This is a genomic window from Streptomyces glaucus, from assembly GCF_039533365.1.
In the GTDB taxonomy this organism is placed as follows: domain Bacteria; phylum Actinomycetota; class Actinomycetes; order Streptomycetales; family Streptomycetaceae; genus Streptomyces; species Streptomyces glaucus.
Map to the genome: position 1 here is coordinate 137,917 of NZ_BAAATK010000009.1, position 19,457 is coordinate 157,373.

The 19,457-nt window shown below is 73.9% G+C and carries 20 protein-coding genes and 1 pseudogene; 8 read left to right on the forward strand and 13 right to left on the reverse strand.

The window, feature by feature from the left end; translation table 11 throughout:
* Window positions 1-296 precede the first annotated feature (296 nt).
* The 3 genes from ABD363_RS09785 (at window position 297) to ABD363_RS09795 (ending at window position 2,767) form a co-directional block, all read left to right on the forward strand.
* Complete coding sequence (locus tag ABD363_RS09785; protein WP_344601730.1) at window positions 297-473, forward strand: hypothetical protein; 177 nt, start codon at window positions 297-299, stop codon at window positions 471-473.
* A 319-nt stretch (window positions 474-792) separates the two neighbouring features.
* On the forward strand, window positions 793-2,187 hold the full coding sequence (locus ABD363_RS09790; protein ID WP_344601732.1) for an AAA family ATPase: 1,395 nt from the start codon (window positions 793-795) through the stop codon (window positions 2,185-2,187).
* The gene (locus ABD363_RS09795) at window positions 2,132-2,767 is read left to right on the forward strand and encodes an RloB family protein (protein ID WP_344601734.1); all 636 of its coding nucleotides are present in this window, start codon (window positions 2,132-2,134) and stop codon (window positions 2,765-2,767) included. The genes ABD363_RS09790 and ABD363_RS09795 overlap by 56 nt, the downstream gene beginning before the upstream one ends.
* Before the next feature lie 23 nt (window positions 2,768-2,790).
* Here the strand turns inward: ABD363_RS09795 and ABD363_RS09800 are convergent, their stop codons facing one another.
* Window positions 2,791-4,434 (reverse strand): DNA repair helicase XPB, encoded by a 1,644-nt coding sequence (locus tag ABD363_RS09800; protein WP_344601736.1) that lies wholly within the window; start codon window positions 4,432-4,434, stop codon window positions 2,791-2,793.
* A 273-nt stretch (window positions 4,435-4,707) separates the two neighbouring features.
* On the opposite strand from ABD363_RS09800, the gene istB reads away from it, so the two are divergent.
* The gene (gene istB, locus ABD363_RS09805; protein WP_344601737.1) at window positions 4,708-5,943 is read left to right on the forward strand and encodes an IS21-like element helper ATPase IstB; all 1,236 of its coding nucleotides are present in this window, start codon (window positions 4,708-4,710) and stop codon (window positions 5,941-5,943) included.
* Here the strand turns inward: istB and ABD363_RS09810 are convergent.
* The 3 genes from ABD363_RS09810 to ABD363_RS09820 form a co-directional block, all read right to left on the reverse strand.
* On the reverse strand, window positions 5,921-6,160 hold the full coding sequence (locus ABD363_RS09810; protein WP_344601739.1) for a hypothetical protein: 240 nt from the start codon (window positions 6,158-6,160) through the stop codon (window positions 5,921-5,923). The genes istB and ABD363_RS09810 overlap by 23 nt on opposite strands.
* 63 nt (window positions 6,161-6,223) lie before the next feature.
* Window positions 6,224-6,352, reverse strand: coding sequence for a hypothetical protein (locus ABD363_RS09815; RefSeq protein ID WP_344601741.1), 129 nt, complete (start codon window positions 6,350-6,352; stop codon window positions 6,224-6,226).
* A 185-nt stretch (window positions 6,353-6,537) separates the two neighbouring features.
* Entirely contained in the window at window positions 6,538-9,081 is a 2,544-nt protein-coding gene (locus tag ABD363_RS09820; protein WP_344601743.1) for a helicase-associated domain-containing protein, read from the reverse strand.
* 217 nt (window positions 9,082-9,298) lie between these two features.
* On the opposite strand from ABD363_RS09820, the gene ABD363_RS09825 reads away from it, so the two are divergent.
* Both ABD363_RS09825 and ABD363_RS09830 read left to right on the forward strand, forming a co-directional pair.
* Window positions 9,299-10,333, forward strand: coding sequence for a hypothetical protein (locus ABD363_RS09825; protein WP_344601745.1), 1,035 nt, complete (start codon window positions 9,299-9,301; stop codon window positions 10,331-10,333).
* A gap of 67 nt (window positions 10,334-10,400) precedes the next feature.
* Entirely contained in the window at window positions 10,401-11,063 is a 663-nt protein-coding gene (locus tag ABD363_RS09830) for an HAD family hydrolase (protein WP_344601747.1), read from the forward strand.
* On the opposite strand, the gene ABD363_RS09835 is transcribed toward ABD363_RS09830, so the two are convergent.
* Window positions 11,012-11,299 carry a hypothetical protein gene (locus tag ABD363_RS09835; protein WP_344601748.1) on the reverse strand — a complete coding sequence of 96 codons (288 nt, stop codon included), beginning with the start codon at window positions 11,297-11,299 and terminating at the stop codon, window positions 11,012-11,014. The two genes, ABD363_RS09830 and ABD363_RS09835, sit on opposite strands and share 52 nt — an antisense overlap.
* Window positions 11,300-11,463: 164 nt before the next feature.
* On the opposite strand from ABD363_RS09835, the gene ABD363_RS09840 reads away from it, so the two are divergent.
* Window positions 11,464-11,847 carry a cold-shock protein gene (locus tag ABD363_RS09840; RefSeq protein WP_344601750.1) on the forward strand — a complete coding sequence of 128 codons (384 nt, stop codon included), beginning with the start codon at window positions 11,464-11,466 and terminating at the stop codon, window positions 11,845-11,847.
* 43 nt (window positions 11,848-11,890) lie between these two features.
* On the opposite strand, the gene ABD363_RS09845 is transcribed toward ABD363_RS09840, so the two are convergent.
* The 4 genes from ABD363_RS09845 to ABD363_RS09860 all read right to left on the reverse strand — a co-directional run bounded on the left by ABD363_RS09845 (window position 11,891) and on the right by ABD363_RS09860 (window position 15,435).
* Window positions 11,891-12,739 carry a 1,4-dihydroxy-6-naphtoate synthase gene (locus tag ABD363_RS09845; RefSeq protein WP_344601752.1) on the reverse strand — a complete coding sequence of 283 codons (849 nt, stop codon included), beginning with the start codon at window positions 12,737-12,739 and terminating at the stop codon, window positions 11,891-11,893.
* The gene (locus ABD363_RS09850) at window positions 12,729-13,481 is read right to left on the reverse strand and encodes a futalosine hydrolase (protein ID WP_344601754.1); all 753 of its coding nucleotides are present in this window, start codon (window positions 13,479-13,481) and stop codon (window positions 12,729-12,731) included. The genes ABD363_RS09845 and ABD363_RS09850 overlap by 11 nt, the downstream gene beginning before the upstream one ends.
* On the reverse strand, window positions 13,448-13,942 hold the full coding sequence (locus ABD363_RS09855) for a DUF2771 domain-containing protein (protein WP_344601756.1): 495 nt from the start codon (window positions 13,940-13,942) through the stop codon (window positions 13,448-13,450). Before ABD363_RS09855 ends, ABD363_RS09850 begins: the two co-directional genes overlap by 34 nt.
* Before the next feature lie 62 nt (window positions 13,943-14,004).
* Window positions 14,005-15,435, reverse strand: coding sequence for an MFS transporter (locus ABD363_RS09860; protein ID WP_344601758.1), 1,431 nt, complete (start codon window positions 15,433-15,435; stop codon window positions 14,005-14,007).
* A gap of 403 nt (window positions 15,436-15,838) precedes the next feature.
* Between ABD363_RS09860 and ABD363_RS09865 the strand changes: the two genes are divergently transcribed.
* A complete protein-coding gene (locus tag ABD363_RS09865) occupies window positions 15,839-16,765 on the forward strand; it encodes a DUF3027 domain-containing protein (RefSeq protein ID WP_344601760.1) in 927 nt (308 codons plus the stop codon).
* 39 nt (window positions 16,766-16,804) lie between these two features.
* Here the strand turns inward: ABD363_RS09865 and ABD363_RS09870 are convergent.
* The 4 genes and pseudogenes from ABD363_RS09870 to ABD363_RS09885 form a co-directional block, all read right to left on the reverse strand.
* A pseudogene (locus ABD363_RS09870) lies at window positions 16,805-17,062 on the reverse strand (hypothetical protein); the annotation flags it as partial.
* A 3-nt stretch (window positions 17,063-17,065) separates the two neighbouring features.
* Window positions 17,066-17,950 carry a hypothetical protein gene (locus tag ABD363_RS09875; RefSeq protein ID WP_344601762.1) on the reverse strand — a complete coding sequence of 295 codons (885 nt, stop codon included), beginning with the start codon at window positions 17,948-17,950 and terminating at the stop codon, window positions 17,066-17,068.
* Window positions 17,951-18,370: 420 nt separating this feature from the next.
* Complete coding sequence (locus tag ABD363_RS09880) at window positions 18,371-18,907, reverse strand: ATP-binding protein (RefSeq protein ID WP_344601764.1); 537 nt, start codon at window positions 18,905-18,907, stop codon at window positions 18,371-18,373.
* Window positions 18,908-19,035: 128 nt separating this feature from the next.
* Window positions 19,036-19,287, reverse strand: a complete 252-nt coding sequence (locus ABD363_RS09885; protein ID WP_344601766.1) for a hypothetical protein — start codon at window positions 19,285-19,287, stop codon at window positions 19,036-19,038.
* Window positions 19,288-19,457: the final 170 nt, after the last annotated feature.

The following is a 19,457-nucleotide window of genomic DNA, read 5'->3' on the forward strand; positions in this document are numbered from 1 at the left end:
GGGGGCCGGCCGGTTTCCGTCCGGCAATGCGGGGGCGGCCCGAAGGGCCTCGATCGAGGGTGGTGGTGGGAGACGGGCGGGCGGCACTCCGTGAGGGAGGCGGGCAAGAGCGGAGATTCTAGGGTGCGGGGGCGGACGGGGGCCAATCGTTTTCCCGGCCGTGCCCCGTCGTCCTTCCGGGGGACGCGGCCGTTCTTCCCGGGGCGCGGGCCGGTCCGGGAGGCGTACGCGCGGGCCGCGCGGGTTCGGTCCATGGACCGATGCCGCCCGGGTGCGCCGGAACTCACCCTGGAGGCATGACTACAGCGACCTTCACTCCGGCTCCCGGCCGGTCCGGAGCCACGGTCCCGCGGGGCGGCCACCCCCACCGCCTCGGCGACGCCCTGCGCGCCGTCCGGGTGTTCCTGGGCGCCACCTTCGACGTGATCGCCCTCGGCGAGCACCGCATGGAGGCGGGCGTCCACCGCAGGTGACCGGCCCGGCCGCCCTCTCCGGCGGCCTGACGCTCCGCCCCGGCCTCTCGCGTTCACCGGGGCGGGCCGAGCCGCAGGCCCGGCCCGTGTTCCCCGCCGCGGCGGCGGCCCCGCCCGTCGGACTCGGGACGCTGCTGCTGCGATGCCGGGCACGCCCTGTTCCGTCCGCCCTCCAAAGCCGTCTGCGAAGACGGGATGGTGCACTCCCACGAGTTCACCATCCGAGGGAGCACCTGGCGATGTCGGCGGTGGGGGGTTATCGTCGAGATTCGACGATAACCCCCCACCGCCGACATCGTGGATTGCAGAGGAGGTCGCCGTGCTGCTGCGATTCCAGGTGACCAATCACGCGTCGATCCGCGATGAGCAGGAACTGTCGATGATCGCGGGTGACGACCGGCCGGAGCGGGTTCAGCACCCAGTGTTCGGGACCGACCTGCACGCGGTTCCCGTGGCCGCCGTGTACGGGTCGAACGCCTCCGGCAAGTCGAACGTGATCGACGCCCTGAAATGGATGAAACACGCGGTCCTCGACTCGTTCCGTCGGTGGGACCCCGCGGGCGGTGTCCCGCGCCGGCCCTTCCGGTTCCGGCCGGCCCCCGGGAGCCATCCGAGCACCTATGAGATCGACTTCGTCGTCGACGGCATCCGGTACGAATTCGGTTTCACGGTCGACGACGAGGCCGTACTGGAGGAGTGGCTCTTCTACTTCCCCGAGGGAAATCGCCGGAAGCTGTACGTACGCGAAGGCAGTGCGCCGGACACCCTGCGTTTCGGCCGCTGGTTGACCGGTCGACGCAAGACGATCTCCGAACTGCTCCGGCCCAACAGCCTCTATCTGTCCGTGGCCGCAGCTCAGAACCATGAACTCCTCCGCACCCTGCACCGCTGGTTCCGGGACGGGCTGCGTACGGCCAGCGACCAGGACTTCTCCCAGCGGCTCGACTTCACCATGAAATTGCTGCGTCGGCAGTTCGAGAGCCGCGGCGACCGGGAGACGTCCCCCGATGCGATGACCCATCTGCTGCGTTTCGCGGACCTGGGCGTGGAGGGACTGCAGTTCCAGGAACCCGACCAGAAACTGCTCGAAGAGCACAAGAGGATCGTCGCGGCTCTGAACGAGGTCGTGGGGGACCGGGTGCGAGTGGACGGGGCGCCGGGATACCGCGTGCACGTCCAGCATCGGACGACCGACGGGATCTTCTCGCTCACGCTTCCGGAAGAATCCAGCGGTACCCGGACCTGGATCGGACTCCTGGGCCCGGTGCTCACGGCGCTGTCCCAGGGGAGTGTTCTCGCCGTGGACGAGCTGGACGCCCGGCTTCATCCCTACCTGGCCGATGCCCTGGTCGGCATGTTCCAGGCGCCTGACGTCAACAGGTCGGGGGCCCAGCTCCTCTTCACCACGCACGAGGCGTCACTGCTCGGCAACAATGCCCGTACCGAGTTGTACAGGGATCAGATCTGGTTCACGGAGAAGGACCGGCAGACCTTGGCGACACGGATCTTTCCGGTCACCGACTTCTATGTGAGGGACTCCGCGAACACCAGGGACAATCTGGAGAAGCGGTACCTTTCGGGGCGGTACGGGGCGTTGCCGCTCCTGGACGACGAATCACTGCGACGGTTGGCCGACGAGATCTCGGACGGAGGGGCGAGTGGGGCGGGGGAAGTCGCTGAAGAGGAAAGGCGCCAAGCGGCCGGAGCTGCGTAGGGTTCTCGTTTACTGCGAGGGGGAGTGCACGGAGAAGCACTACCTGCGCGGGTTGCGCTCCGACCTGAGCGGACTTCCCGTCCAAATCGCGCTGGGCCCGGAGCACGGGGTGCCGACCGCTTTGGTCAGGGCGGCGATCAAGCACAAGGAACGGGCTCCACGCAGCCGGCAGGACAGGTTCACCGCCTACGACGAAGTGTGGTGCGTCATGGACGTGGAAGCCCCGACGCCCCACCCCGACCTGGAGCGAGCTCTGCGTGAGGCCCGGGACCACGGAATCAAGGTTGCGCTGAGCAATCCGTGCTTCGAACTGTGGCTGCTCCTCCACTTTCAAGAGGTCAGGAAATACAACACGTCGGAGGCTGCCCAGAAGCTCCTTGAGAAGCACGAGGCCTGCGGTTACCGCACCGACCGCAAGCACCTGGATTACGAGCCCTTCCGCCTCGCCCATCCGGCAGCCGCCGGCCGAGCGCGCGCCCTCCGTGACGCCTCCGGAAGGGGACACAGCGCCAATCCCTGGACTGACGTCGACATCCTCGTCGACTGGTTGCTGGAGCAGGCGCGGACGGCCCGGTGCTGACGGGCTCAGGACGCCAGTGACCTTCAGCTCCCCGTGAGGATCTCGTCCGCGTCCACGATCCGGTACGCGTAGCCCTGTTCCGCCAGGAAGCGCTGGCGGTGGGCGGCGAAGTCCTGGTCGATCGTGTCGCGGGCGACGACCGAGTAGAAGTGCGCCTGGTGGCCGTCCGCCTTGGGCCGCAGCACCCGGCCCAGGCGCTGCGCCTCCTCCTGCCGCGACCCGAAGGTGCCCGACACCTGGATGGCGACCGTCGCCTCCGGCAGGTCGATGGAGAAGTTCGCCACCTTCGACACCACCAGCACGCTGATCTCGCCCTGCCGGAACGCCTCGAACAGCTTCTCCCGCTGGGCGTTGGACGTGTCGCCCTTGATCACCGGCGCGTCCAGGTGCGCGCCCAGCTCGTCCAGCTGGTCGATGTACTGGCCGATGACCAGGATCTGCTGCCCGGCGAACCGGCGGACGATCGCCTCCGTCACCTTCCGCTTCGTCGCGGTCGTCGCGCAGAACCGGTACTTCTCCTCCGCCTCCGCGGTGGCGTACGCGAGCCGCTCGGAGTCGGTGAGGTTGACCCGGACCTCCACGCAGTCGGCGGGCGCGATGTAGCCCTGGGCCTCGATCTCCTTCCAGGGCGCGTCGAACCGCTTGGGGCCGATCAGGGAGAACACGTCCGACTCGCGGCCGTCCTCGCGGACCAGCGTGGCCGTGAGCCCGAGGCGGCGGCGCGCCTGGAGGTCGGCGGTGAACTTGAACACCGGCGCCGGCAGCAGGTGCACCTCGTCGTAGACGATCAGGCCCCAGTCCCGGGAGTCGAACAGCTCCAGGTGCGGGTAGACGCCCTTCCGCCGCGTCGTCAGCACCTGGTAGGTGGCGATGGTGACGGGCCGGATCTCCTTCTTCGTCCCGCTGTACTCGCCGATCTCGTCCTCGGTGAGGCTGGTGCGCCTGACCAGCTCGTGCTTCCACTGCCGGGCCGAGACGGTGTTGGTGACCAGGATCAGCGTGGTCGACTTGGCCTGCGCCATCGCCCCGGCGCCGACCAGCGTCTTGCCGGCCCCGCAGGGCAGCACCACGACGCCGCTGCCGCCGTGCCAGAAGTTCTCCACGGCCTGCTTCTGGTAGGGCCTGAGCGTCCAGCCGTCCTCGCGCAGCTCGATCGGGTGGGCCTCGCCGTCGACGTACCCGGCGAGGTCCTCGGCCGGCCAGCCCAGCTTCAGCAGCACCTGCTTGATCTGTCCGCGCTCCGAGGGGTGCACGGCGACGGTGTCGGGGTCGAGGCGGGCGCCGACCAGCGGCGTGATCCGCTTCGACTTCAGCACCTCCTCCAGCACCGGCCGGTCGGTGGTGGTCAGGACCAGGCCGTGCGCGGGGTGCTTGTGCAGGGTCAGCCGCCCGTAGCGGTCCATCGTCTCGGCGATGTCGACGAGCAGCGCGTGCGGCACCGGGTAGCGGCTGTACTGCACCAGCGCGTCGACGACCTGCTCGGCGTCGTGCCCCGCCGCCCGCGCGTTCCACAGGCCGAGCGGCGTCACGCGGTAGGTGTGGATGTGCTCCGGCGCCCGCTCCAGTTCGGCGAACGGGGCGATGACGCGACGGCAGTCGTCGGCCTGCTCGTGGTCGACCTCCAGGAGCAGGGTCTTGTCGGACTGGACGATGAGCGGACCGTTCACACGCGGCACCCTTTCGTACGGCCGGACGGCGTGGCCAAACGTCCAGTGTGCCTGATCGTTCCCCGGGCCGGGGCCGGGGCCGGGGCCGGGGCCGGGGCCGGGGCCGGGGCAGCCGTCCGGTCCGGCCCCGCGCGGTCCGGCCGGTCCCGTCCGGCGCGTCCAGTCCTCGTCCAGTCCTACAGGATGTCTATTCAGCCCTGCGGGTGGAGCGCGTCAGTCCTGTGGGTGGAGCGGATGGGGCCGGATGGCCGTTTTCTGCGAAGAATGCGCATTGTGCAGGCTTCCACTGGTTCCCCCGGTTCCCCGTCCCCGCCGACCGCCACCCTCGGATACGCGCTGTTCGCGACCCGCTGGCTCCAGGCCCCGCTCTACTTCGGCCTGGTCGCCGTCCAGGGGGTGTACGTCTACAAGTTCTTCTACGAGCTGTGGAACTTAATCGTCCGGTGCGTGACCGGACGCGCCACCGAGACGTACGTCATGCTCGCGGTGCTCAAGCTGGTGGACGTCGTCATGATCGCCAACCTGCTGATCATGGTGATCGTCGGCGGCTACGAGACCTTCGTCTCCCGCATCGGCCTCCAGGGCCACCGCGACCAGCCCGAGTGGCTCTCGCACGTCAACCCCAACGTGCTGAAGGTGAAGCTGGCCACCGCCATCGTGGGCATCTCCTCCGTCCACCTGCTGCAGATGTTCGTGGACGTGCAGCACACCTCCCGCCACAGCCTGCTGTGGGGCACGGTGATCCACATGGCCTTCATCGTCTCGGCGGCGATCCTGGCGTACATGTCGGGGCCGATGGTCGCGCGGGCCGAGCAGGCCGCCCACCGGGACGGCCACGGGCACCGCCCGGACCCCGGGCCCCCGGCGGCGCCGGCCCGGCAGCGCGTGCCGATCCCGGCCCAGGCCCCGCCGCCGGCCGAGGAGACGGGCGCCGAGGCGCGCATCCGCGCCGCCGGCTTCCCCGCCCGCAAGGAGCTGGAGGACTTCGACGCCGGGCATCCCCGGGACTTCGACCGGGAGGCCGTGGCCCGGCTCGGCAAGCTGGACTTCGTCGCCGCCCGGCGGAACGCGGTCTTCGTCGGACCGCCCGGCACCGGCAAGACGCACCTCGCCGTCGCCCTCGGCGTGCGCGCCTGCCAGGCCGGGCACCGGGTGCTGTTCGCGACGGTCGCCGAGTGGGCCGGGCGCCTCGGCCGGGCGCGGGCGGCGGGCCGGCTCGCCGAGGAACTGGCCGCCCTCGACGACTGCCCCCTGCTGATCGTCGACGAGGTCGGGTACGTGCCGTTCGACGCGGACACCTCCCGGCTCTTCTTCCAGCTGGTCGCCCACCGCTACGAGCGGGGCTCGCTGATCGTCACCACCGACCGTCCGCTCGGCCGCTGGGACGAGGTCTTCGGCGGCCCGTCCGCGGCGGCGATGGTGGACCGGCTGGCCCACCACGCCGAGATCGTGCGGCTCGACGGGGACAGCTACCGGACGCGGCGCGCTACCGCAGCGTGGGCAGACTGATGTTGTTGATCAGCGGTCCCTCGATGGTGAGCCCCTCCGTGACGAGGGACTCCGCGCCCGGGAGCGGGAGCGGCAGCACGGCGGGGGCCTCGGCCGCCGCGGCGGCCCCCGGGGCGAGCGCGCCCACCAGGGCGGCGGTGAGGACCAGGGCGGCGGAGGCGGCGCGGCGGGCGCGGACGGGCAGTTCGGGACGCATGGACGCGGACGGGCCTTTCACGGAGTGACGGTGGCGGGACGGGCCGGCCCCAGGAGGGGCCGGGGCCGGCCGTCGCCCGGTGGATCAGAGCGCGGGCAGTTCGAGGACGACCCCCGCGGCCTCGATGGCGACCGCGGAGGCCTGGACGGCGCAGGCGCCGATCATGGCGGCGGTCGCGGTCAGCACGGTGGCGATACGACGAGCAGTGCGCATGGAGGAACTACCTTTCTGTGTCGCTCGGTCGAGCGCGGTCGGAACACCCGTGGGCTGCCCGGCGCCGCACGCCGTGATGCGCGACACGCCCGCGGATCGCCCGTCGGTGGGAAGCGCCCGGTGTGGCGTGCATGAAACGCCGCGTACGCCCGGACGGGTGACGGTGACCGGCCGGCCGGGCCGTGTCACACCCCGTCGTCGGCCAGTTCCGCGACCCCGGTGACGCGGTGCAGGGGGAAGGTGCGGACCTCGTCCGCGGTGTGGTCGTAGGCGGTGACGAAACCGCCCTCCACGCGGACCGGGGCGATGACGTGCTGGCTGGCGGCGCCCTCGGCGTTGACGTAGCCGATCCACAGGGACTCGCCGGTCAGGACCGCGGCCTGCACGGTGGCGAGGGTCTCGGCGGAGCTGGTGCGGGGCGGCTCGCCGTCCGCGGCCGGGGCGCCGGGGCCGGGCTTGCGCGGTGCGGTGGAGGCCAGGTCACCGGCCCGGACGGCGCGCAGCGCGGCCGTCAGGAGGGTGTCGTCCGGCACCGGGGGACCGTCCGGGACGGGCTCCGGGGGCGTCCGCGGCGGCGTGCGGCGGGCGTGCGCGCGGGTGATCAGCACGTCGCCCTCCGCGGACTCCGCGGCCGGCGCGAAACCCATCGCGCGCAGCCCGTCGAGGAGCGCGGCCGGACCGGCCTGCGCGGCCAGCACGGTCGGCGCGAGACGGCGCAGCCCGAGCCCCGCGGCCCGCCGGTCGGCGAGGATCTCGCTGAGCATCGCGTCGTCGTCGCAGCGCACGTACGCCGAGGCCGCGCCCACCCGCAGCCGCCCGTGCCGGCGGGCCACGTCGTCGATGAGGTAGGCCAGCGGCTGCGGCACCGGCGTGCGGGAGTGCTCGGCGAGGAAGGCGTGCAGGTCGGCGGCGGTCCGCCCGGTGTCCAGGGCGCGCCGTACGGAGGCGGGGGTGAACCGGTAGACGGTGGCCCCGCCCTTGGACTCCACGTCCGCGAGCACCCCCAGCAGGTCGGCGAGCGGCCGCCGCAGCGGGCCGGGGGCCACCGCCGTCAGGTCGGCCTGGAGCAGGACGTGGTCCAGCGGCTCGGGCAGCAGCGGGGCGAGCAGCCGGGCGGCGGCGGCCCGCGCGGCGGCCTGCTCGGCGGGGGCCGGCGGCGCGAGGGGGGCGGGGGGCGCGGGGGCGCGGTGGTGGACGGGGAGCTTGTCGCCGGGGCCCTCGGGCTCGGCGTCCGGCCTCCTCGGCGCGGGCGCGCCGATCAGCGCCCGGCCGTGCGCCGAGAGCGCTCCCCGCCCGGTGACGCCCAGCAGTTCGGCCTCGGACAGCGTCCACCGGGCGAGCCGGCCGCGCAGGTCGTCCTCCGGCCGGCGGCCGCGCGGCGGGCGCTCCCAGCGCAGCCGGGCCAGCACCGACTCCGCGGACGGCGCCGTGCCCTCCGGCAGCCCCGCCAGCAGGGCCAGCACCCGGTGCCGCACCTCCGGCGCCGCCGAACGGTCCAGGTTCGGCCCCAGCGCCGACAGCACACGGTCCTTGGCGTCCCGCCCGCCGACCAGCCCCGCCGTCCGGGTCGCCGTCAGCCACGCCCCGGCGAGCCGCGCCCACCGCTCGGCCGGCGGCAGCTCCAGCCACTCGTCGTACGCGGGGGTCGCCGCGTACCGCTCGTCGGCCTCGCCGTCGGAGGCCAGCAGGCCCGCCGCGTAGGCCAGTTCCACCCAGAACGCGGCGACCGGCTCGGACACGTCCAGCGCGACGGCGGTCCGCTTCAGGTCCCGCACGCTCAGCCCGCCGGCCCGCAGCACCGCCGGGCCGCCCTCGTCCCACTCCTTCAGCAGTTCCTCGACGGTGCCCAGCGCCGCCTGCGCCTGCCCGGCCGCCGTCGCGTCCACCACCTGCGGGCGGTGGGCGGCCGCGGCCTCCAGCGGCGGCGGCACCGGCTCCGGCGCGCGGTGCGCCCGGCCCCCGCGCAGGTGCAGGGCGACCTCGCGGGGCAGGACGACCGTGCCGGGGACGGCCGGCAGCAGCAGCCCGCGGTCCAGCAGCCAGCGCAGGTGCGGCGCGGGGTCGGCGGTGACCTGCCCGTAGGGCGGCCCCCAGACGAGGCGGGCGAGGACCTCCCGCGACTCCTGCGGGGCCCGGTCCAGGAGCGCCGCGAGCCGCGCGCGGTCCGTGAACAGGGCGGTGAGCGCGTCCGCCGCGGACACCGGGTCGTGCGTCGAGGGCAGCCCGGCCGCGGTGACGATCTCCTGGATGCGGCCCGGGGACATGCCCGACGCGGCCTCCCGCACGGTCGGGCCGAGGCCGGTCGGGGAGGGGTGCTGCGGGGAGGGCGCCAGCAGCTCACGGGCCGTGCGCACCAGCCGCAGCCGGTCGTCGCCGCCCCACACCAGGGCCTGCTCGCGCAGGGTGGCCAGCGCCCGGGGCAGGGCGCCGGCCACGGCCGGGTCGCCCGGGTCGCCGGCCATCAGGGAGAGCAGTCCGCCGTACGTCGCCGGGTCCGGCGCCACGGCCAGCGCCTCGGCCGTCTGCAGCGCGAAGCGGTCCAGCCGCTCCAGGGCGCGCACGACCGAGGCCCGGGTGCCGGCGCGGGTGGCGAGCTGCGTCAGGTCGGTGGGGACGGGGGTGATGAGGTCGGGGCGGCTGCGCAGAAGGGCGGCCAGGGACGCGTCGTCGCGGGCGCGCAGCGCCTCGGCGAGGGATCTGGGCGCGGCCGGCTTCGCATCACTGCTCATCCGCCCCACGGTAGCGGGTGGCGGCGCACGGCACGGCCCGCGCGGCCCGGCCGGGGGCCCGGCACCGGTGCGCGGCGGGCGGAAGCCCGGGCGGCGGGAGCCGTTCCCGCCGCCGCGCGGGCCGGGTGACGTGCAGCGGGGCGCGCGCCGGTGCCCGCCCCGCTGCGCTACCGTCGTGCCACGGGATATCCAAGGCACCCGCCCCGGAGGGGACTTCGTGGGGATCGAGAGCGACCAGGTCGTCTACGAGTATCTGAGCCGCGTCGGCGACGTGGCGCAGCAGCGGCAGTTGCCGTCCGCCGCCCGCATGCGCCTGGTGTCCCAGTTGCGCGACGAGATCGACCGGCGCCGGGCCAAGTCCCCCGTCGACTCGCCCGCCGCCGTCCGCCGCATCCTGTCCCGGATCGGCAGCCCCGACGAGGTGGTGGACGCGGCCGGCGACGGCGCCGGCGGCGGGGGCGCGCCGCCGGAACCGTCCGCCGCCGTGCCCGTACAGCGGGACGGGGAGCCGCGGGCGGGGCAGCGGCGCAGGGGCCTGCGGCGGGTCGTGCCGCGCCCGCGTCCCGCCGCGCCCGGTCCCGCGCCCGCGGACGCGCCGTCCCCGCCGCACCTGGCGGGCGCGCACGAACTGGGGGACGCCGGGCTGCGGGCGGACTGGTGGCGGGTGGACGGCGGCCCGCTCGGGGACGGCGACGGCGTGCCGGGATTCGTCGGCGGGGTGGAGATCCCCGAGCTGCTGAAGCCTCCGCCGCCGAAGGAACGGGCCGCCCGGGAGCCGGCCGCGGACGGGGACGACGGGGACGAGGGGACCGGCCGGGCCGGGAGCGACGCGGCCGCCGCGACCGCCGCGGCCGGGAAGGCCGCCGCTCCGGCCGCCGCGCGCCGCCGGCTGCCCCGGCTGTGGCCCGAGGGCGGCTGGAACAACCCCCTGCTGCTGGTCGCCGCCGTGCTGCTGGTGGCCGGCGCGGTGCTCGGCAACCTCCTGCCGCTGGCCATGGGCTGGCTCATCGTCCACCTCTCCCGCCGGCTGACGCCCGCCGAGGCGAAGTGGGCAGTGCTGGGCCTGCCCGGCCTGGTCGCCGCGGCGGGCCTGGTCTGGCTCTGGGGCCGCACGGACGGCCGCTGGGGCGATCCCGTCCCCGAGGGCCACATGAACGACGCGGTCGCCGACACCTGGCCCTGGGTCCTGCGCGGCGCGGCCCTGGCCTCGGCCCTCTACCTCGTCTGGCGGGCCCGCCGCCCCCGCCGCTGAACCCGCCCGGCCGCCGTCACCGGCCCGTCGCCCCGGTACCGGCGGCCGGCCCGGCACAATGTCCCCCATGGCCTTCACCACCTCCTCCGCGCCGACCGTCGGGTTCGACCTGGACATGACGCTGATCGACTCCCGGCCCGGCATCCACGCCTGCTACACGGCGCTCGCCGAGCGGACCGGCGTGCACATCGACGCCGATCTGGCGGTCACCCGGCTCGGGCCGCCGCTGGAGGAGGAGCTGGCGCACTGGTTCCCGGCGGAGCGCATCGCGGAGATCGCCGACCTGTACCGCGCGATGTACCCGGCCATCGCCGTCGCCGCCACCCCGGCGCTGCCCGGGGCCCGCGAGGCCGTCGCCGCCGTACGGGCGTCCGGCGGCCGGGCGATCGTCGTCACCGCCAAGTACGAGCCGAACGCCAAGCTGCACCTGGCCCACCTCGGCATCGAGCCGGACGCGGTGATCGGCGACCTGTGGGCGGAGCAGAAGGCGCAGGCGCTGCGCGAGCACGGGGCGCACGTGTACGTCGGCGACCACCTCGGCGACATACGCGGCGCCCGCGCGGCCGACGCGTACTCCCTCGCCGTGGCCACGGGCCCGTACGCCGCCGGGGAACTGCGCGCGGCGGGGGCCGACGCGGTCCTCGCCGACCTGACGGAGTTCCCGCGGTGGCTCGCGGCCTACCGGGCGGAGCCGGCCGCGCCCGCCGCGCCGGACGCCCGCGACGCCTGACGCGCCCGGCGCCGCCCGGCCGCGACCGACCGGAGCACCCCCGCGCCCGCCATCAGGAATCCGACGGCCATGAACATGCTCAATCCGAACATGTATGTGGGAAAGGGCGTCGTTCCCAGAAACAGCGGAGCGACCGTGACCAGGGTGGCCACGGCGCCGATGAAGAACACGAGCGCACCGGCGCGGACCAGCCGGTCACCGGGCGCGGCGGAATTCGTTTGGGTTTTGTCACGCACCGGACCAGGGTAGTTCCCAGCGCGAAGGAACAACCGGGTGACGTCTTGTCACGGGACTGAAGCCCATTAGCCTTGGTACCGGCGGGTCGGAGCGGCCCGCCCCAGTGCTATCAAGAGCCGTTTCAGAAGCAGTTTTCCGACGAGTAACGAGGACGAGGACAGACGTGCCTACCGGCAAGGTCAAGTGGTTCAACAGCGAGAAGGGCTTCGGCTTTCTCTCCCGGGACGACGGCGGTGACGTCTTCGTCCATTCCTCGGTCCTCCCCGCCGGAGTCGAGACACTCAAGCCGGGCCAGCGCGTGGAGTTCGGGGTGGTGGCCGGGCAGCGGGGCGACCAGGCGCTGTCCCTGACCCTGCTGGACCCGACCCCGTCGGTGGCCGCCGCGCAGCGCAGGAAGCCCGACGAACTGGCCTCCATCGTCCAGGACCTGACGACGCTCCTGGAGAACATCACCCCGATGCTGGAGCGGGGCCGCTACCCCGACAAGGCCTCCGGCAAGAAGATCGCCGGCCTGCTCCGCGCGGTCGCCGACCAGCTGGACGTGTGAGCCCCGCGGCCTGTACGGGGCGTACAGGCCGCGCGAGCCGGGGCTACGGGAAGGCCAGCGCGTCCGGGCCGAGGGGCGGCAGCAGGCCCTCGGCCGCCGCACGGTCCAGCAGGCCCCGCACCGCCGCGTAGCCGTCCGCGCCGAGATCGGCGGTGAACTCGTTGACGTACAGCCCGATGTGCTGGTCGGCGACGGCCGGGTCCATCTCCTGGGCGTGTTCCATGACGTACGGGCGGGACGCCTCGGGGTCGTCCCAGGCGGCCCGCACGGAGGCGCGGACGGAGTCGGCGAGCAGCCGCAGCGTGTCCGCGCCCAGCGACCGCTTCGCGATGATCGCGCCCAGCGGGATCGGCAGCCCGGTGGTGCGCTCCCAGTGCTCGCCCATGTCGGCGAGCTGGTGCAGCCCGTAGTTCCGGTACGTGAACCGCGCCTCGTGGATGACGAGCCCCGCGTCGACCTTCCCGTCCCGCACGGCCGGCATGATCTCGTGGAACGGCATGACGACGATCTCCCCGACCCGGCCGGGGACCGTGTCCGCCGCCCACAGCCGGAACAGCAGGTACGCCGTCGACTTCTCGCTCGGCACCGCGACCGTGCGGCCGGTCAGGTCGACGCCCGGCTCCCGGGTGAGCACCAGCGGCCCGCAGCCCCGCCCCAGCGCGCCCCCGCAGGGCAGCAGGGCGTAGTCGTCCAGGACGTACGGCAGCACCGCGTAGGACACCTTCAGCACGTCGTACTCGCCGCGCTCGGCCATGCCGTTGGTGAGGTCGATGTCGGCGAAGGTGACGTCCAGGGCGGGCGCGCCGGGGACGCGGCCGTGGGCCAGGGCGTCGAAGACGAAGGTGTCGTTCGGGCAGGGGGAGTAGGCGATCTTCAGCTGCTCACTGGTCATGCGGGTTCCAACCTTCCAGTACGGGCGCGAGCTTCCCGAAGGCCTCGGTCAGGGCGGTGAGCGCGGCGCCGATCCGCCAGGCGGCGCGGTCGCGCGGGCCCACGGGATTGGACACCGCGCGCAGCTCCAGCACGGGCACGCCGTGCGCGGCGGCGGCCTCGGCGACGCCGAAGCCCTCCATGGCCTCGGCGAGGGCGCCGGGGTGGCGGGCGCGCAGCTCCGCGGCGCGTCCGGCGGTGCCGGTCACGGTCGAGACGGTGAGGACGGTGCCGGGGCGTGCCCCGGCCGCGGCGGCGACCCGGCGCACCAGGCCCTCGGGCGGGCGGTGGGTGACGGTTCCGAAGCCGAGGTCGGTGACCGGCAGGAACCCGTCGGCGGTCTCGGCGCCCAGGTCGGCCGCGGTGATCTCGTCGGCGACGACGAGGGAGCCCAGGGGGGCGCCGGGCGGGAAGCCGCCGGCGATCCCGGCGCAGACGACGAGGCCGTAGGGGGCGCCGCCGAGGGCGGCGGCGGTGAGCGCGGCGGCCGTGGAGGCGGCGGCCAGGGCGGGGCCGACGCCGGCGGCGAGCAGGTCGGGGCCGCCGGCGACCCGGTGGACGGCCGCACCGGGCAGGGGCACCTCGCGCACCGGCCCCGGGAACGCCCGGGCCACCGCGTCCCGCTCGGCGGGGACCGCGGTGGCCACGAGGACGCGTACGGCGGACGTGGTCAGGAGTCCTTCTTCTCCAGCTTGAAGGACCACAGGCCGGTGACCGTGTTGCTGTTCTTCTTGCCGTCGCCTGCCTTGACGGAGACGAGGGTGGAGTTGCCCTGCGCCCCGTACTGCTGGCTGAAGAACACGCTGCCGGGGATCGTGGTGTACGTCTTGCCGAGGTCCTCGGGCAGCAGCGGCTGGCCGTTCATCAGGATCGTCCACCGCTCGTCGGCGATCTCCGGGTCGACGCCGAAGCGCACGGTCTCGTCCGGGTCGACCGAGAGGGTCTTGATGTCCTTGTCCTTCAGGCACTTCGTGAGGGCGGCGGACTTCAGGGACCCGCCCTCGCCGCCGCAGGTGGCCTCGGAGCTCACCGAGGACTGGCCCACGGTGATCGTGGCCATCGGGGTCGGCTTGTCGCAGGCCGACAGGACGAGCAGTCCGGCGGATACGGCGCCGGCGGCGGCGACGGCGCGGCGGCGTCGCACAACGGATTGCAACGTGGTCATGGGCGAAGGCTATCGGGCAGGCCCCACCGCCCTCCCACGCGGGGTACGGCGTGCCTGGGCCGTCACCCCGCCCGCGGCCGGCCCGCGCCCCCGCGCCGTGCCGAGTCCAGCAGGCCCCGCACGGTCGTCAGCCAGCCCACGGCGACGACCGCGGCGCCCACCGCGAGGCCGAAGGCGCCGTTCAGGGGCAGCGCGATGCCGATCGCCCCGCCCAGTACCCACGACATCTGCAGCAGCGTCTCCGACCGCGCGAACGCCGAGGTGCGCACCAGTTCCGGCACGTCCCGCTGGATCAGCGCGTCCAGCGACAGCTTGGCCAGCGCCTGCGCGAACCCGGCGACCGCGGCCAGGCAGGCCACCAGCACCGCGCCGAAGAACACGGCGGCCGTGAGCGCCGTGCCCAGCACGCACGCCACCACGGTCACGACGATGATCTCCGGCGCCCGGGACCGCAGCCACGCCCCGACCGCCGTCCCCAGCGCGTTGCCCGCGCCGGCGGCGACACCGGCGACGCCCAGCGACACCGCGGCGCTCTGCCCCGTCAGCGGGTGCTCGCGCAGCAGGAACGCCAGGAAGAAGATCAGGAGCCCGGACAGGCAGCGGACGGCGGCGTTCGCGGCGAGGGCGTGGGTGACGGCCGGACCGACCGTGCGCAGGCCCGGACGCTTGACCGGTTTGCGGTGCGGCCCGTGCAGGTGCCGCTCGTCCGCGGCGAGCAGCGCCGTGTCCTCGCCCTTGGCCGAGTCGACCTTCGGCGGCAGGGAGAACGACAGGAACGTCCCCGCCATGAAGATCACGAACGCTCCGTACAGCGGCCAGCGCGGCCCGATCTGCTGGAGCCCCGCGCCGATCGGCGCCGCGACGCCGGTCGCCAGCAACCCGCCCAGCGTGACCCGCGAATTGGCCTTGACCAGGGAGAACCCCGACGGCAGCAGCCGCGGCACGACCGCGCTGCGGACCACGCCGTACGCCTTCGACGCGACCAGCACGCACAGGGCCGCCGGGTACATCTCGATGCTGCCGGTGACGACCGCGCCGGACAGCACCAGGGCGAGCAGCGCGCGGGCCATCATCGCGCTCGCCATCGCCACCCGGCGGCCGTGCGGGACCCGGTCGAGCAGCGGGCCGATCACGGGGGCGAGCAGGGTGAACGGCGCCATGGTGATGGCGAGGTAGAGCGCGACGCGGCCCCGGGCCTCGTCGGTGGGCACGGAGAAGAAGACGGTGGAGGCGAGCGCCACGGTGATCATGACGTCGCCGGCGCCGTTCACGCCGTGCAGCTCGATCAGCCTGCCGAGGCCGGACTCGCCGGCGCCGTGCGCGTGGGTGACCCGGCGGATGCCGCGGGCGGGACCGGTCAGCGGCAGGTGCAGGGCACGGCCGATCGCGCGGAGGGGACCGCCCCGGCCCGCTCCGCTCCTCCGGCTGCTCCCCTTGCCCTCTTTCGTCCCGCCGGCCCCGGCGGCACCTCGGGGCGTCCTCGCGGCTGCCACGACGTTCATAGTGCCCCGGTAACGCCGTGCGTAGTGCCCTCGCCGCGCGTATGGCGGTGCGTCTCGTGGCGGACCGGCACAGGTGAGAGCCGGTGGACCGGGCCGGGCCGGCGGGGGTGGGGGACGGTGGGTCCGGCCGTCCCGGCCCGGGCGGGATCCGGCGAACCCCGCCGCGGGGCACCGGCGGTGTATGCCGAGCGCACGCGAGCAGGTAGCGTGCGTAGGGCGCCGTGGCGAACGTTCCCGGCCGCGCGCCGTACGGCCATCCCGCAGAATGGATGACGTAGGTGCGCCCGGGTGCGATCGGGCGCGGACGTCGACGCGGTCCCCCGGTCCGCTCCGTCCGCCGTCCCCGCTGACAGTGGCGCACTCGTGAGACGGCGTATGGAGAGAAGCGATACCTGTGAGCGCAGCGACAACGCGAAGCCGCACCCCCGACCGTCTGTGCGCCGAGGCCGTCGACCTCGCCCGCGCCGCCGCCGAGGAGGCCGCCGCGCCCGGTGTGGTGGGCGAGCACATCGGCCTGGTCTCCGAGGGCGATCGCGTTGTCACGCACTTCTTCGAGTGCAAGGAGCTCGGGTACCGCGGCTGGCGCTGGGCCGTGACGGTGGCCCGCGCCTCGCGCGCCAGGATCGTCACCGTGGACGAGGCGGTGCTGCTGCCCGGCCCGGACGCGCTGCTCGCGCCCGAGTGGGTGCCGTGGAGCGAGCGGCTGCGCCCCGGCGACCTCGGCCCCGGGGACCTGCTGCCCACCGACGCCGACGACCTGCGGCTGGAGCCGGGCTACACCGGTGTGGACGAGCCGCCGTCGGACTCCGCCGTCTCCGGGGAGATGGCCGAGCTGGCGGAGGCGGAGGACGCCGAGGTCACGGCCGGGACGCCGGCCCACCTCCCGGCCGTCCCGCTGCGCGGCTCGATCGCCGCGGTGGCGGAGGAACTGGGCCTGCGGCGGGCCCGGGTGCTGTCCCGGTACGGGCTGCACACGGCCGCGGACCGCTGGGAGGAGGCGTTCGGACCCAAGACGCCGATGGCGCAGGCGGCGCCGGCCTCCTGCGTCAGCTGCGGATTCCTCATGCCCATCGGCGGCTCCCTGGGGCAGGCGTTCGGGGTCTGCGCCAACGAGTTCTCCCCGGCCGACGGCCGCGTGGTGTCGCTGGCGTACGGCTGCGGCGGGCACTCCGAGGCCGCGGTCATGCCGAAGCCGCCGCAGCCGGCCCCGCCGGTGGTCGACGAGACGCGGGTGGACCCGTTCCCGCTGCGGCCGGCCGCCGACTCCGGGTCGGTCCCGGAGGCGGAGGACGAGTCGGCGGCGGAGCTGGGGCACTCGTAGCCGGCTGACCGGGCGGCCGGTCACCGCCCGGCCGCCCGCCTACTCGTCCGTGAAGATCTCGTCGGCGGTGGTGGCGGTGGCGGCGCGGCGGAGCCAGCGGCGCAGGGCCTCGGGGTCGGCGCAGCCGGTGATGCGGGCGCGGGCTTCCTCGGGGACGTGGATGCCGCGTGCGTCGAGGACGGCCAGAACGTCCTCGGCGGCGCGCCGCGTCTCGCCCTCGGCCCGGCCTTCGGCTCGGCCCTCGGCCCGGATCTCCTGCGAGATGTACGACTTGTAGAAGGAGAGGTCCACGGCCACCGCCTACTCGTCCGTGAAGATCTCGTCGGCGGTGGTGGCGGTGACGGCGCGGCGGAGCCAGCGGCGCAGGGCCTCGGGGTCGGCGCAGCCGGTGACGCGGGCGCGGGCTTCCTCGGGGACGTGGATGCCGCGTGCGTCGAGGACGGCCAGAACGTCCTCGGCGGCGCGCCGCGTCTCGCCCTCGGCCCGGCCCTCGGCCCGGATCTCCTGCGAGATGTACGACTTGTAGAAGGAGAGGTCCACGGCCACCAGGTTCCTCCACAGTTCCGCGGCTGGGTGCTTGCCCATGCCTTGTGCGATGAGTTCGACGATCGGGTCGGCGATGGCGTGCGGCATGTCCCGCAGCACGGTGGTCATTGCTTTGAGTATGCGCCCGATGTCCGGGTGTGTGGCATGGGTGATGGCGGACAGCGTGGCGAGCGCGGGGTCCTTGCGTACTTCGGCCGGGTCGGTGATCACCGGCATGTTGTGCGGTCCCGCGACGAGCGGGCGCAGGACCAGCAGGGGCCACTGGGGAGGGCCGAAGCGGACCGGGCGCGCCGCCCACTCCGCGGTGGCGCGGTCCTGGCAGACCACCAGCAGCATGGGTTGCAGACGGTACTTCGTGAGCAGGTACGAGGCGTAGTACGCCCAGCTCGCGGGCTTGTCCGGGTCCTTCCCGCTCTGGGCCTCGACCGCCAGGATCAACGGCTCGTCGTCCTCCGTCTCCAGCCGGAGCAGGGTGTCGACGCGGCGCTCCAGCGGGCGGGCCTCGGTGAGGTCGGTGGGCAGGACGGTGACCGAAGTGGGTGGGGCGAAGTCGATGCCCAGCACCTCGGACACCCGGGAGAACAGGCCCGGGTGGTCCTGGAAGATGCGGTGCATCGCCTCGTGGGATGAGCCGACCATCGGATGGATGTGCTTCTTTCGTCGGGGCGCGGGAACTGCCGTTCGGGCAGCCCGCACGGGTACGGCACGGTGGCGGTCGTGGCGGTGACCGGGTTCGGGAGCGCGGAAGGCGCGGTCGCGGCCGTCGCGGTTCCGGAGGGGAGCCGGACCGGTGGCGGCGTGGCGGATCGCACGGGAGGGCGCCGGTTCACCCGGGAGGGCGCCGGTTCACCCGGGAGTGGGGTCGGATGCCGCCGACGGCTGACCGGGTGGGCGGGGGCACGCTAGGGTTCTGGGCACCCATCGGGAAGCTACTTCTTCCTCGGTGGTCAGGCCCTCGCACTGGGATTGCCGTCCCGGCGGGGGCCGATCTCTTTTGTGGTGATGTGCGCTGAGCGTAGGGGAGCCGAGGGCCGGGAAAACCAGTCGAGCCGGTGATGTTCACCCGCCCGAGTGAGGGCCGGTCCCGGGCGGGAGGGGTGGGGTTCGGCGGGGGTCCTTTTCCCTCTCACGTTCCTCCGGAAAGGCGCCGGCGGCACCGGAACCCGGGGAACCGGGTTCCGGCGGTGTGAGGCGCAGTTCGGCCCAGACGGTCTTGCGGGGGAAGCGGTCCCCGGTCACGCCCCAGCGGTCGGCGAGGGCCTCGACCAGCAGCAGGCCGCGTCCGGACTCGGCGTCGGGGGCGGGCCGCTGCGAGCGGGGCAGTTCCTCGCCGCGTGTATCGGCGACCTCGATGCGGAGGACCCCGGCGACGACGTGGAGCGCGAGCCGGAAGTCGCGGCCCGGCACGCGGCCGTGCGTGGCCGCGTTGACCGCCAGCTCCGCGATGATCTGGCGGGCGGGGTCCAACGGCAGCCCCCAGGAACGCAGTTGTTCCGCTCCGAGCAGGCGGGCGAGGCGGGCGCCGCGCGGCGTGGCGGAGAGCTGCACGCTGAAGTCGAGGACGGGGATCGCGGCTTCGCCGGTTTTCTGATTCACGTCACTCAGCGTGGCCGTGCCTGCGTACCGTGGTGGGTGACTCAGCGCGTACGTACGGTCACCGTCCGGAGGTTGTCCGGTGCTGTCGAGGCTGTGCCGACGGGCCGTACGGGTAGAGCGCGGGTGCATCAGGGACGGTTCCGACGGAGAGGTGCGGCATGACGGCGATCGAGGCGGACGTAGTACGACCAGATGTGGTTGCGGTCCTCGTCGACCAGCTCGCACAGGATCCGGAAGGCCGTCGTGATCTCGTCCTGATCGTCCGGGTCGTGGATCGCCAGGACCTTGAACAGGCCGGCCGGCGACGGTCTGATCCCCTCTTTCCGATGGTCACTACCTCGCCGCTGCTCCAGCAGCGCAACGGAAATGTCCAGGGGCATGAGAAAGACAGAGGTCGAGCGGTCCGGAAATGAAGATGACCGGAAGATCGTTTCTGGTCTCTCGGCAGGGGTGATGCATGGGGACTTCTCCGGAAAAAGGTCGTGGACGGCGTGGGCGGGTGGGTGTTGGGCTTCGTACTCCTTGTTCTCTGGCCTTCTGGGCGTCCCAC